Here is a 13,704-nt window from a genome sequence, read left to right on the forward strand (position 1 = left end):
CCTCTATTGAGCAATCCCGGAGGGGTGTCCTTCTGTCGCCAGGGGTGTAAACCCCTAGGAGCGACACATGCACATAGCGGGGATTTTTTGCGGTTCTGAAAGGGCGATCGTCAAAAGCCGAAGCATGACTTTGACGGTTACTCTTTCGGGGTTGCAAAGAGGCCGGCACCTCGGGGCGAGTTTGCCGCGAATCCCTTTCTACCCTCTTTGTGAATTTAACAGAATTTCGTGGCGCCGCCTATCCGTCCGCCTGATGCGTCCGGCCTCAGCACTTGGATGGCAAATTCCTCAGCATCCTCGACGACGTTCTGTTCCCGGCTCGACTGAGTCGATTCGTTGCCGGGCATTTTCCTCGAACTTGCAATCACATGACTGTGAAGTAGTTGCCCACGGCGATGTCGAAGTACTCCGCGGTCATTTCGATCTCGAGCTCGTTGAAAATGCAGTGGTTGCGGATCTGGAGCATCAGGTCGCGCGGTTGGCAGGCGCGAAAGGGGCGGTTCACTCCGAGGTAATGCGTTTCGACGAGGTAGGAAATGGCAGCCTGATCGATTGACTTGAAGCCGAGTTTCGGTCCGAAAATCTCGAAGAGCTGCCGGAAGATCGATTCGCTCGGGTCGGTGACGTTGACTTTGTACGGGATCCGTCGCAGGAACGCCTCATCGACCAGTTGCTTCGGCTCGAGGTTGGTTGAGAACAAGATGAGCTGGTCGAACGGGACGCGAATCTTCTTGCCGTTGGCAAGCGTCAGGAAGTCGTACCGTTTCTCGAGCGGAATGATCCAACGGTTGAGGAGCTCGATCGGTTGCATCCGCTGCCGGCCGAAGTCGTCAATCAAGAAGGTCCCGTTGTTGCTCTTCATCTGCAGCGGCGCTTCGCTGATCTTGGTCGCGGGGTTGTAGCTGATCTCCAGATTTTCCATGGTGAGTTCGCCACCGGCGATCAGGGTCGGCCGCTTGATTTCGATCCAGCGGTCGTCCTGATCGTCCATCCTCAGCAGTCCCCCCCTTCGGGGTCTCATCGCTTCGTGGCTGGCCGGGTCGTAAAGCTTGAGGATGTGGCCCTCGATGCTGATGACCCGTGGAATCCAGATCGACGTGCCGAAGCATCGTGTGATGCGTTCGGCGATGCTCGTTTTGCCATTTCCGGGGTAGCCATAGATAAACATGCCACGGCCGGAATTGATCGCTGCGCCGAGAGTCTGAAACATGTCCTCATTAATAAGAAGGTCGGAGAAGGCGCGACGGAGGTCGGCCATCTTCGGCTGCTCGGCGTCGATTGTCTGGGCAGCGACCGAAGCGACGTAGCTTTCAAACGGAACGGGGGCGGTGCCGACGTAGGCGCACTCGTCGAAGTAGTTCCGTGCGCGGGCGCGTCCGGTGTCCGTCAGCGAGTAATAGTAGTCGTTGGCCGAGGCATTATCGGTGTAGGTGACGATCTGCTGGTTCTTGAGGTGACGAAGGAATTCGGGGAAGGGACTGAAGGGCAAGCCGAGCTCGTCGGCAATCCTCCGGCCGGCGGCGTTCCCGAAGTTGAGCAGGAACTTGAGGACGAGGCTCTCGATCTGAGCGCTGTTCAACCCTGCGGTGGCAAAGTCGTTGGCAGGTCGGGGCCGGAAGGTTTCTTTCTCTTCAATCGCCAACGAGGGGACGGTACTCGGCTCGAACGGATTCACGGCGCGGCGACTCCCGAGCGAAGGGACTTCTCTCAGGCGGCCGGTCCGTGCACAGGAAGAGCCCGCGGCATGGCCAAGTCGTTGTGATGGTCCCACGACCGAACGAGGAACGTGGAACCGTGGCGACTCCCGGACGGACGACCGGCCACCGTTTTACTATCTCTTAGAGTGATAGAGCACGATTGGCATCACGTCAACAAAAGACAGCGTCGAAAGAGATCCGTTTCGGTCATCGCGTCCGTCGAACCCGCTGAATTCCCGCCGTTTGGTGCTTTCTTTTGCTTGAATTTGAATCAAGATTCGCTCACGAGAATATTCACTACTGACAGTCAGAAAAGTTATGTCCGCATTTTATAGTCCCCAAGGGGCGACTGGTCCTCGCCAAAGCGTGCGGCTTTACGGCAAGCTGGCAACCGGTCAATCACTCAGGCATCAATTTCTTGAAGGATTTCGGTAAGACTCGCGTCAAGAATCGAGACCATTTCGTCAAGCTGCTCGCTGGTCGTCGTCAAAGGGGGGCCGAAGGCGATCCAGTTCGGGTCGAATCGGCAGAGAAGACCTTTCTCAAGCGCCCGTCGGCCCACCCGAGTTCCAAACGCCAACTCGGCAGGGAACGATTCCTTGGTTGCGGGATCACGTGCAAACTCGATTGCCTGGAACAGTCCCTTGCCTCGGATGTCGCCGATCACACCGTGTGTCTCGGCCATCCTCCGGAAGTGATGACTGAGGCGATCACCTTGGGTTCGCGCGTTCTGACAAAGGTCTCGTTCCAGGATTTCCTGGAGGACGGCGATCCCGGCCGCGCACGAGATCGGGTTGCCCTCGAACGTGTGTCCTTCCACGAAGCCCGGATTCTCCGCGACCGGCCCCCAGAAGGCGTCGGCGATCGGCCCCCGGCAGATCATGGCAGAGAGCGGCGCGTAGCCGCCGCTGAGCCCCTTCGCCACGCAGAGCACGTCGGGCACAACGCCGAACGTCTCGGCGGCGAACATCTGTCCGGTGCGGCCGATCCCGGTGATAATCTCATCGAAAATCAAGAGGATATTGTGCCGGTCGCAGAACTCGCGGAGCATCGGCAGATACTCCTCGGGCGGGTCGATGATCCCCCCGGTGTGGCCGATCGGTTCGACCATGATCGCCGCAACGGTAGCGGGGTCTTCCATGTCGATGACGGATTCGATGATCGAGGCGCACGTGATCCCACAGCCGGGATACGACTTGCCGAACGGGCATCGATAGCAGGTGGGGGGGAATACGTGGAGGAAGCCCGGCGCCATCGGCTCGTTCACGGTCTTCCGTGACTTCAAGCCCGAAGCCGAGAGTGCGCCCAGGGTTGAGCCATGCCAGGACTGATAGCGGCTGATAATCTTATACTTGCCCGGCGATCCGGTAAGCCGGTGATATTGCCTCGCCAGCTTGATCGCCGCCTCGGTGATCTCCGAACCCCCGCATTGGAGCTTGACCACCGACAGATCACCAGGAGCCAGTTCGGCGAGCAGGTTCGCGAACTGGATCGCGACCGGGTTGGTCCCGTGCATCGGCGGAGAGAACGCCAGTGTGTCGAGTTGGCGATGGATGGCCTCAATCACGCGACGGTTGTTGTGGCCGACCGACGCCACATAGATTCCCGAGAGGGCGTCAACGTAACGTTTGCCGTCGACGTCCCAGTAATAGACGTCCTCGGCTCGAGCCATGATGAGCGGCGACTTCGACCACTCAGCCATCTGATCCCGGACGAAGATTTGCCTGAGAAATGCTTCTTCCGTCGTTTGAGCTTCGCTGATGAGCTCAGGCATCCTCGACTTGGACATGGATGGTCCCGCAAAAAAATAAAAGATGAGGCGTCTGAGCTTTGTCGTTTGTCCGTTGGAAGCGGGACGTAAAGGGAGGGGGGCGCGTCAGGCCAAATGGGGGCCGTGGGCTGTGTTGGTCGCGTCAGTCTGATTCATGATGGCCTGAATTATAGCGTGGCTCCCAGACTCTCTCTACAGTTCCCTCCGTGGGGCGGAAGGTTCTCGACCATCGCCAGTCCCACGGCTAGATTGGTGGGGATGGCGGCCCTTCCTCAGATTTCGTGCAAAACTGGCCCCTCCTTGTTTTTGACGAGATTTCCGTTGGGGCAATTCCAACCACCGATTTCGGTCCGGAGCGACCTTGTGAAACGACCTCTCCCGTACCTCGCCGCGATCGTCTCATGGCTCTGCCTGAGCGCGAGCTCTCAAGCGGCCGATCAGAATGCCTTCTCGTTCAAGGACGGCGATCGGATTGTGCTTCTCGGAGACGATCTGATTGAGCGCAATCAGAAGCATGGTTACCTTGAAACGCTGCTGACCCTCTCAAATCCAGGGAAGAACCTGATCGTCCGCAACCTCGGCTGGAGCGGCGATACGGTTTTTGGTGATGCCAGGGCGGGATTCGGCAAGCGTGCCGACGGCTTCAATCAATTGAAGGAACACGTGCTCGGGCTCAAGCCCACGGTCATCCTTCTTGGCTACGGGATGAGCGAATCGTTCGACGGTGAGCCGGGCCTCGCTTCCTTTGAGCAGGGCTTGAGCACGTTGCTCGACGTCCTGGCCGAGACGAAGGCCAAGGTCGTGCTCCTCTCGCCGATCGCTCATGAAGACCTCGGCCGACCCCTCCCCGATCCGGCCGCTCACAACCAGAAGCTCGGGCTCTACCGTGAGACGATCGCCCGGGTGGCGGGCAGCCGCGGCTATCCTTTCGTCGACCTCGCCTCGATCCGTCTCCCACTCGACGTTTCGCGCAGCGCGGGTGAGAAGGGCGCGCGGACCCTGACTGACGACGGGATCCATTTGACCGAAGCTGGCTACTGCTTGGCCGACGCTAAGATCGCGTCCGAGCTCCTGGAGAATTTCGGGAAGCCGTGGACCGTTCGTGTCCGACCGGACGGAACCGCCGAGGCGGAGAATGCCAAGATCTCCAACGTTCAAACCTCCCCGCAACGGATTCGCTTCGAAGTGCTGAGCACTTCGCTGCCGCTCCCGGCCCAACTCTCTCCAACCAAGGAAAGCGCCCGCGTTCTTGAGTTCGAGGGACTGGCCCCGGGGCGTTACACCTTGAAAATTGACGGACAGCTCATCGCCTCGGCTTCCGCCGACCAGTGGAAGCAGCGGGAACTCAAAAAAGGACCTGAGTTTGATCAGGTCGAGACGCTTCGCAAGGTCATCAACGAGAAGAATCTGCTGTACTTCCACCGCTGGCGGCCCCAGAACGAGACGTACTTGTTCGGTTTCCGAAAGCACGAGCAAGGTAACAACGCACGCGAGATTCCTCTGTTCGACCCGCTTGTTGAGGCCAAGGAGAAGGAAATCGCAACGTTGCGCGTTCCAGTCTCCCACGTTTATGAGTTGAGCCGTGAAAGCGAGGTGGGTCGATGAATCGCAACCGATTTCCGTTTCTCTTAAGCGTCTGCGTCGCGCTGGCGGCCACGTCCTCGACCTTTGCCCAGCGTGCCCCCTTCGAGATTCCCGACCCTGACCCGGAAGTCGAGCGCAAGTCGTTCATCGTGGCGGATGGCTTCGAGGTCAACCTGTTCGCCGCCGACCCCGTGCTCGCCAAGCCGATCCAGATGAACTTCGACCCTCAGGGGCGGTTGTGGGTCGTCAGCTCTGAAGTTTATCCCCAGATCAAGCCGGGGCAGACCGCCAACGATAAGGTCTTGATCCTCGAGGATCGAGACGGTGACGGACGCGCGGAGAAGACCTCGGTCTTCGCCGATGGACTCCTCATTCCGACCGGCGTCGAGCCCGGTGATGGGGGAGTCTACGTGGCCAACAGCACCGAGTTGCTCCACTTCGCGGATACTGACAATGACGGCAAGGCCGATCGTCGCCGCGTGATGCTCTCGGGCTTTGGCACCGAAGACACCCACCATATCCTTCACACGCTCCGGTGGGGATATGATGGAATGCTCTATTTTAATCAGTCGATTTATATCCATAGCCATGTCGAAACGCCGCACGGTGTGCGCCGGCTCGGTGGCGGTGGGATCTGGCAGTTCCGGCCGGAGACGATGGAACTTGAGGTGTTCATTCGAGGATTGGTCAACCCGTGGGGGCACCATTTCGATCGCTGGGGCCAGTCGTTCGCGACCGACGGGGCGGGGGGCGAAGGAATCAACTACTGCCTTCCCGGCGCCTATTACGTCACGGCGCCTGACGCGACTCGGGTCTTGCAAGGGCTCAACCCGGGAAGTCCGAAGCACTGCGGCGCGGAGTTCCTGAGCGGTCGGCACCTCCCCGAGTCGTGGTCGGGGAGCATCGTGGCCAGCGACTTCCGGGGCAACCGGGTCTGCCGGTTCGTGATCAGCGAAGACGGTGCAGGTTATGCCTCACGCGAACAGCCCGAGCTGATCAAGACGAAGCACATGGCCTTCCGGCCGATCGACGCCAAGATGGGGCCGGACGGCGCGATCTACATTGCCGACTGGTACAACCCGATCATCCAGCATGGCGAAGTCGATTTCCGTGACCCGAGACGCGATCACACCCGAGGACGGATCTGGCGAGTCACTGCCAAGGGACGCCCGCTCGTCGAGCGGCCCAAGCTGGTGGGAGCGTCGACCGAAGCCTTGCTCACGGCCTTGAAGACGCCCGAAGACTGGACCCGGCAGAATGCCAGGATGGTACTCAAGGAGCGGGGCAAGTCGATCGTCCCCGCGCTGAAGGATTGGGTCACGAAACTCGATACCCACGATCCCGATGCCGAGCATCAGCGGCTCGAGGCCCTCTGGACCTACCAAGCCATCAACGAGGTCGAGCCGGACTTGCTCGCCGCGCTCTTGAGGAGCAGCGATCCCCGGGTGCGCGCGGCGGCGACCCGAGTCGCCAGCCAGTGGCAGACTCGTTTGTCGGATCCGATCGCGATCATGGCCCAGCAGGTGAGCGACGACCACCCTCGCGTCCGGCTTGAGGCCGTCCGGGCGCTCGGACGGTTCCCGACAACGCAGGCGGTGGCGTTGGCCATGAGTGCCCTCGACCGGCCCATCGATCGTTTCCTCGACTATGCCCTCTGGCTCACGGCACGCGAGCTGGCGCCGACCTGGCTTCCTGAAGTCCAGGCGGGCCGCTTCGACTTCAAGGGGCAAGTCAGCCACCTGGTGTTCGCGCTCCAGGCCAACGGATCCTCCGGCGTGGTCAAGCCGCTGGTCGAGTCGTTGCGGGCCGCGAAGATCCCGAAGGAGCAGGTCTCGGCGGTTTTGACGACGGTCGCCACCCTGGGAGATCCGAGCGATCTGGCCATGGTCCTCGACCTCGCCATTGAGGGGGGCTCCTCCACTCACGGCCAGCGCGGTACGCTGCTGGAGACCTTGGCGAAGGCGGCCCGTCAGCGGAAGGTTCAGCCCTCCGGGGACCTCAACCGCGTAGCGCCATTGCTCAACGACAAAGACGATGCCATCAGCGGAGCGGCTGCTGCCGCGGCCGGCGCCTGGAAACTCGTGTCGGTTCGCCCCCGGCTTGTCGAAATCGCCAACGCGAAGACGTCCTCAGACTCCCTCGTACGCTCAGTTGTGGACGCCTTGGCCGAGATCGGCGGCCCGGAAAGCCAAACCGAGCTCGAACGTCTCGCGGCTGCTGACTCGCCTGCCCGAACCCAGGCCCTCGCGATTAGCGCTCTGGCCTCAATCGATCCCAACGGAGCCGCTCAGCGAGCGATCGCGCGATTGGCTCAGACCACGGAACCGGCCGCCGTTGACAGTCTGCTGGCTCGATTCCTCCAACTTCGCACGGGCCCCGCAGCGCTCACGGCCGCCCTGGCCGACAAGACGCTCCCCTTCGACATCGCCAAGGTTGCGATCCGCACGGTTCGCGCCTCAGGACGGGCTGAGGAAAAGCTGGTTGAAGCGCTGACGACGGCCGGCCACCTGACTTCGACTTCCGGCGAACTCTCCCCTGAGCAGATGAAAGAGCTTCTCGCCGACGTCGCCCGTCTGGGTGACGCCAAGCGGGGCGAAGAGGTCTTCCGCCGCGCGGAGATGACTTGCCTGAAGTGCCACGCAATCGCAGGGGCCGGCGGACAAGTCGGACCGAGCCTTGAAAGCATCGGTGCCAGCGCACCGGCCGACTACCTGGTCGACTCAATCCTTCAGCCGAGCAAGGCGATCAAGGAGAACTACCACGCCGTGGTGGTGGCCACCAGCGACGGTAAGATCCTCACGGGCATCAAGCTGCGCCAGACGGACACCGACCTGATCCTAAGGGACGCCGAAGATCAGGAACTGACGATTCCGGTCGCAACGATCGAGGAGCAGAAGCCGGCCGGATCGCTGATGCCGGCCAATCTCACCGATCCCCTGACTCGCCCGGAGCTGGTCGACCTCGTCAGGTTCCTTTCCGAGTTGGGAAAGATCGGCCCTTATTCGGTCAGTAAGGCTCGGGTTGTCAGGCGTTGGCGTGTTCTTGAGCCGACTCCGAAAGAGGCCGAGGCGATGAGTCACATCGGACTCGACTCGGCGCTGGAGAGTGGAGTCCTGCGCAGTTGGACTCCCGCTTACAGCCTGGTCTCGGGATTGTTGCCTATCGAGGCCCTCAAGCCCGTCAGGTCCTATCAGGGATTGCTTGGCCTGGCCCGTGCCGAGATCGAGGTCACGACGCCTGGTCCGTTGAAACTCACCTTCAACTCGGTCGAGGGGATGAAGCTCTGGATTGACGGCAACAAGGTCGAACCCAAATCCGAGGTCGTCCTGAACCTGGCGACCGGCATCCATACCGTGACTCTCGGTGTCGACCTGGCGAGGCGCGAGGGGATCGTTTGCACGCTGGAGGACGAGCCTGGTTCTCCGGCCCGCGCTCGGATTCTCGTGGGCAAGTAAAAAGGAGTTCCGGATCGCTCGCGAAGGGCAAAAGGACTGGCGAAAGTCGTGCTTGCTCTTCGCGAGCCTCTCTGTTCAAGCTAAGGATGTGAGGAATTAAGATTTTCTAATCGACTCGCGTTGTGAGAAACCTGATGAACCTGCCTTCGCCGCAACCGGACGAGCGTCAGCCCATCGCACAGGGGCCTTCCACTCCGCCCCAGCCGGCTTGCCCTGTCTGCGGCGGGCGGCTCTTTGAGTTGCGCGGCAAGTTGCAGTGCACGCGTTGTCGCACGATCTGCGAGACGTGCTGTGAGGGGGGGCGAGGCTGATCTTGCTGAGGGACAGCAGGGGGCTATTCTCAATTGACCGTTTGGGCAACGTGAGCACTGGATGGCTGGACGGTCATTCTGAGGCGTGCAAGCTGGTTGGAAGCCGCTGGCCCTAGCAACGGCGGAGTCCTGCGGTTTTCCGCAAAGAGAAAAAGGAGGGAGCCCCCTACCATTGGGGGCTCCCTCCTTGCGTTAATCAACCCGCTTGGATAGGAACAACTAGCCTGGATTTCTCACCAGGGATTGAATCGGGCTGCCTTGCGTGTCATAGGTGGAATTGCGACAACCACTTTTGACACCGAACCAAGGCAGCCCGATGGCTACAGAGTGTAACTCGACTTACCTCGACTTTTCCATCCTCGGTCACCGCCAAGTGCTCGCCGATTTTGACGGGGGCGCCATCTCTTCCGACGGCGGTGCACTTCTGCTCCGTCAGATCGAAGCCCGCACCGGGATCATCCGCCAGTTCGCCGCCTGCTTTACCGACCATCGCGATCCTGACCTCGTCGAGCACCCCCTGGAACACCTCCTGGCCCAACGCGTCTATGGTCTGGCCTTGGGCTACGAAGACCTCAACGACCACGACGATCTCCGCTGCGATCCGTTACTGGCCACCGTCGTCGGCAAGACCGATCCCACCGGCCAGGACCGGCCACGGCTCCGCGATCGCGGCAAGCCGCTGGCTGGCAAGAGTACCCTCAACCGCTTGGAACTGACCCCTGTCGGGGCCGACGGACAGAGCCGTTACAAGAAGATCACCTGTCAGACCCATGAGGTCGAACGGCTCTTCGTTACCCTCTTTCTTCAGGCCCACAGCCGACCCCCCGAGCGGATCGTTTTGGACCTCGACGCCACCGACGACACGGTCCATGGCCGCCAACTTGGCCGCTTTTTCCACGGCTACTACAAGGGATACTGCTATCTCCCGCTCTACATCTTCTGCGGCGACCACCTGCTCTGTGCCCGGCTGCGTCCCTCCGACATTGATGCCAGCGCCGGCTCGGTGAAGTCCCTCAAGCGGATCGTCTCGCAGATCCGCCAGGCGTGGCCTCAGGTGAAGATCCTGATCCGCGCCGACAGCGGGTTCTGCCGCGAGGAGATCCTTCGCTGGTGTGAGGACAACGGCGTGGATTACCTGATCGGCCTGGCCAAGAACACCCGGCTGACGGCGGCGATCGCGACGGAATTGGCCCAAGCACGCCAGCAATTCGAGGCGACGAAACAGCCGTCCCGGGTCTTCGCCGAGTTGCGTTATCAAACGCAGAAGACCTGGAGCCGAGAACGTCGGGTGGTGGCCAAGGCCGAGCATCTGGGCAAGGGGGCCAACCCGCGGTTCGTGGTCACGTCGCTCACGGTCGAGGAACGAGCGGCGCCGCCGCTGTACGAGCAAGACTACTGCGGTCGCGGTGAGATGGAGAACCGGATCAAGGAGCAGCAACTCCATCTGTTCGCCGATCGGACCAGTGCCCACACGATGCGTGCCAACCAGATCCGGCTGTTCTTCTCCTCGATCGCCTACGTGTTGCTGGAGGCGTTGCGGCGGCTGGGGCTGGCGGGAACGGCGATGGCCGAGGCGCAGTGCCAAACGATCCGTCTGAAGCTCTTGAAGATCGGGGCGTTGGTGCGGGTGACGGTTCGCAAGGTGTGGGTGAAGTTCTCGAGCGGTTGTCCGTATGCGGAAGTGTTTCGGCGTGTGCACACCAACTTGGCGCGGTCGGGGCCCTTGATCCCGAGGTGCTGAAACGAGGAGACCCAGTCAAATGAGGCGGGAAAGCCCCTCCCTGAGGAGGGGTGAGGATCGGGGTGCGCCCCCGCCTGGGCGCGGGGGCCTGAGGAACCAGGTTCGCGTTGGCGTGAAGAGGTCCGATCAGGTCCACGCCGACGTGATGAGCAAGCGGGAGACCACGCAGGCCGCGGGTGGCGGGGGCGAGCCGTCGAAATCGTCGAGCGATCGGACCCCGAAAGAATAGGGTGAGAAATCCAGGCTAGGCATCAAGGGATATTGAAAAGATAGCCCTTGTTGTCCGATGCCGCGATGGCAAGCTGCTTGCCGTCCGGGCTCCAGGAGATTCCGTAAGCCATCGTGTTAGGGGCGACTTTCTGGTTGAAGATCGCCTTGGCTCCGTCGACGTCCCAGACGAACAGGTTGCCGCCGTAGCCGATGGACGCCAGCCGCTTGCCGTCGGGGCTGAAGGTGAGCGAGTAGACGTCGTCGGGGTGGCCGTCGAGCTTGTTGAGCTCCTTGCCGTCGGCCACGTTCCAGATCCGGATGGTCTTGTCGACTGAGCCCGAGGCGAGCTTGGCACCGTCGGGGCGGAACGCGACACAATAAACCGCTGCGCCATGGCCGGCGCTCTTGTGAAGCTCTTTGCCATCGGCGGGGTTCCAGTACTTGACCAGCTTGTCGTCTCCGCCGGTGACGAGCATGTCTCCCTTCGGGCTATACGCCACGCAGTAGACGATATTCTCGTGGGCCTTCTCCAAGGCGCGGATTTGCGTTCCTTTTTCGACGTCCCAGATCCGGGCCGTCTTGTCGGCCGCCCCGGTGGCCGCCTGCTTGCTGTCGGGTGCCCAGGCCACACTGTAAACTTGCCCGGTGTGACCGGCCAGGTTCGTCGACGCCCCCGGCGTTTCGAGGGTCCAGACCTTGACCGTCTTGTCCTCTGAGGCCGTCACTGCGGTCACGTTGTCCGGCAGGATCGCAACGGCAAGTACGGGGCCGGCGTGTCCACTGAGGGTTTGACGCTCGGCCTTCGCGGGGTCGGCCTGGGTCAGGTCGAAGACTTTGGCGTTGTTTTCGGCCAGGCCGATCAAGAGCAGCTTGTTGTCGGCTGACGTCGCAACCGAAAGGACAGCGCTCGCCTGAGCCGGGTAGGTGAGCAAAGGGTTCCCATCGGCCACGTTCCAGGTCTTGACTGTCTTATCGGCGGATCCAGAGATCATTTTGGATCCATCTTTGGTATACGCAACACTCTTCACGGCGTCGGTATGACCGGCGAGCGGCCGGATCAGGTTCCCCGTGTTCGTGTCGAAGACCTTCACCGTCTTGTCGGCTGAGGCCGTGGCGATCTGCGAGCCGTTGGGATGAACGGCCAGGCCGAGGACGGGGCCTTGATGGCCCGCATAGACCTGAACCGCGGCGGGCTTCCAGATCCGGAGCTTGTTGTCTCCCCCCGCCGAGACGACTGACGCATTGTCGGGCAGGATCGTTACCGTGGACACCGCTGCGCCATGGGAGGTCGATTGCTGAAGTTCGCGCGCATTGGGGACATCCCAGAACCGGACCGCGTTGTCGGCCGAGCCGCTGGCGAGCCGATTGCCGTCATTCGAGAGGAAGACGCTCTTGACCGGCCCAGCGTGGCCCGCGAGGGTGGCCACGTTCTTGGCATCGCCAATGGTCCAGACTTTGATGCTCTTGTCGGCTGATCCGGTCACCAGCTTGGAACCATCGCGCGAAACGTTGAGCGTCAGCAAGGGTTCGGTGTGGCCCGCGAAGTCACGGATCAATTTGCCCTCTTTGACGTCCCAGAGCTTGGCGAGCTTGTCGTCGGAGGCCGAGATCAGCAGGTTGCCGTCATTGGGGGCGAACTCCAGTGCGTTCACCTTGGCGCCGTGGCCGGGGAACTCCTTGACGACAGTTGCGGCGGCGGCGTCGAGGACTCGAATGATCGTGTCTTCGCCTGCGACGGCCAACTGCGCGCCGTCGGCCCGGAAGGCCAGGGCGGAAACGGGGGAGGGGAGGGGCTCGCTCTTCTTGACCTCGGTGCCATCGGCCGTGTTGCAGATCCGGATGGCGCGATTGGCGAGGGCGATCGCAATCTGGCTGCCGTCGGCCTTCAACGCGAGGGCGGCGACGGGTTCCTCCGAGGCGGGGATTTCCTTGACGACCGCTCCATCCGCAGCGTTATAGACCCGGACCACCTTGTCAGGCCCTACGGTGGCGAATCGCGATCCATTCGCGTTGAAGGCGAAGGCCGTGTTGGCGGCGGCGAGGTCGACCACCTTCGGGTCGGCGATGGGCAGTTGCCAGAGTCGTGCCAGGCCGTCGGATCCGGCCGAGACGAGTTGTACGTTGTTGGGGAGGTAGCTGAGACCGAGCACGGTATCGGCCGGTGTCTCGATGACGCCTTGCGGGGCTCCATCGGCGGCATTCCAGAGCCGGATCGTGCGGGCCTTGTCGCCTGAGGCGATTTGTGCGCCGTCGAGCCGCCAGGCCGCGCTTTCGACCTCGGCTGTATGACCTTCCAGATCCTTTACGGGAGTTCCGGCGGCCAGGTCCCAGAGCTTGACCGTCTTGGCCGATGCGGCTGCGGCCTGCTTTCCGTCAGGCTTGACCGCCAGGGCGTGGACACCGGCCGGATGGCCGGCCAGATCCTTCGAGGCTCCGCCCCCGGGCATCCGCCAGACCTTGGCCGTCTTATCCAGGCTCCCCGAGAGGATGCTCTTTCCGTCGGGCGATGTGGCGACGGAGAGGACAAGGTTTGAGTGGCCTTCGAACTTCTTGATCTCTTTGCGTGTGGCAACATCCCAGAGCCGGACCGTGCTGTCAAAGCCGCCGGTGACGACGGTTTTTCCGTCGGGACTCCAGGCGATGGAGTAGACCGGCTCGGTATGTCCGTCAAGTGTGCCGACCACGGTCGCCGCTTGCTGTGCGAGGGCAATGACCGTAGTTGCCAGGGCGACCGTCAGCGCGGCCGCGACCCTGGATCGAGGAATTGAGACACGTCTCATGAGTAAAGACTCGCAACGTTGAGGATCGCTGACGCCGGGGTTGGCAGGGGGCCGCGACTTTCTGTCGCGACCCGGTCTCATTGGCCGCCTCGTTGAGGCACTTTCGTGCTCGACGGGGGGATTTGCACAAAGCCGAACATAGACGCCGCCTGCCA

The 13,704-nt window shown here is 61.8% G+C and carries 6 protein-coding genes; 3 read left to right on the top strand and 3 right to left on the bottom strand.

Annotated elements, in window-relative coordinates:
• Positions 1 to 364: 364 nt before the first annotated feature.
• Together SINAC_RS27490 and SINAC_RS27495 are read right to left on the bottom strand one after the other, a co-directional pair.
• Positions 365 to 1,675, bottom strand: a complete 1,311-nt coding sequence (locus SINAC_RS27490; protein ID WP_015248836.1) for an ATP-binding protein — start codon at positions 1,673 to 1,675, stop codon at positions 365 to 367.
• A gap of 425 nt (positions 1,676 to 2,100) precedes the next feature.
• Positions 2,101 to 3,486, bottom strand: coding sequence for an aminotransferase family protein (locus SINAC_RS27495; protein WP_015248837.1), 1,386 nt, complete (start codon positions 3,484 to 3,486; stop codon positions 2,101 to 2,103).
• 345 nt (positions 3,487 to 3,831) lie between these two features.
• Between SINAC_RS27495 and SINAC_RS27500 the strand changes: the two genes are divergently transcribed.
• From SINAC_RS27500 to SINAC_RS27510, 3 genes are all read left to right on the top strand, one after another.
• Positions 3,832 to 5,073, top strand: coding sequence for an SGNH/GDSL hydrolase family protein (locus tag SINAC_RS27500; protein ID WP_157579463.1), 1,242 nt, complete (start codon positions 3,832 to 3,834; stop codon positions 5,071 to 5,073).
• Positions 5,070 to 8,507, top strand: a complete 3,438-nt coding sequence (locus SINAC_RS27505) for a PVC-type heme-binding CxxCH protein (RefSeq protein WP_020466888.1) — start codon at positions 5,070 to 5,072, stop codon at positions 8,505 to 8,507. The genes SINAC_RS27500 and SINAC_RS27505 overlap by 4 nt, the downstream gene beginning before the upstream one ends.
• A 627-nt stretch (positions 8,508 to 9,134) precedes the next feature.
• Positions 9,135 to 10,559 carry an IS1380 family transposase gene (locus tag SINAC_RS27510; protein WP_015244773.1) on the top strand — a complete coding sequence of 475 codons (1,425 nt, stop codon included), beginning with the start codon at positions 9,135 to 9,137 and terminating at the stop codon, positions 10,557 to 10,559.
• Positions 10,560 to 10,810: 251 nt separating this feature from the next.
• On the opposite strand, the gene SINAC_RS27520 is transcribed toward SINAC_RS27510, so the two are convergent.
• The gene (locus tag SINAC_RS27520; protein WP_020466890.1) at positions 10,811 to 13,549 is read right to left on the bottom strand and encodes a WD40 repeat domain-containing protein; all 2,739 of its coding nucleotides are present in this window, start codon (positions 13,547 to 13,549) and stop codon (positions 10,811 to 10,813) included.
• Between the last annotated feature and the right edge of the window lie 155 nt (positions 13,550 to 13,704).

The sequence above is a fragment of the Singulisphaera acidiphila DSM 18658 genome (assembly GCF_000242455.2).
In the GTDB taxonomy this organism is placed as follows: domain Bacteria; phylum Planctomycetota; class Planctomycetia; order Isosphaerales; family Isosphaeraceae; genus Singulisphaera; species Singulisphaera acidiphila.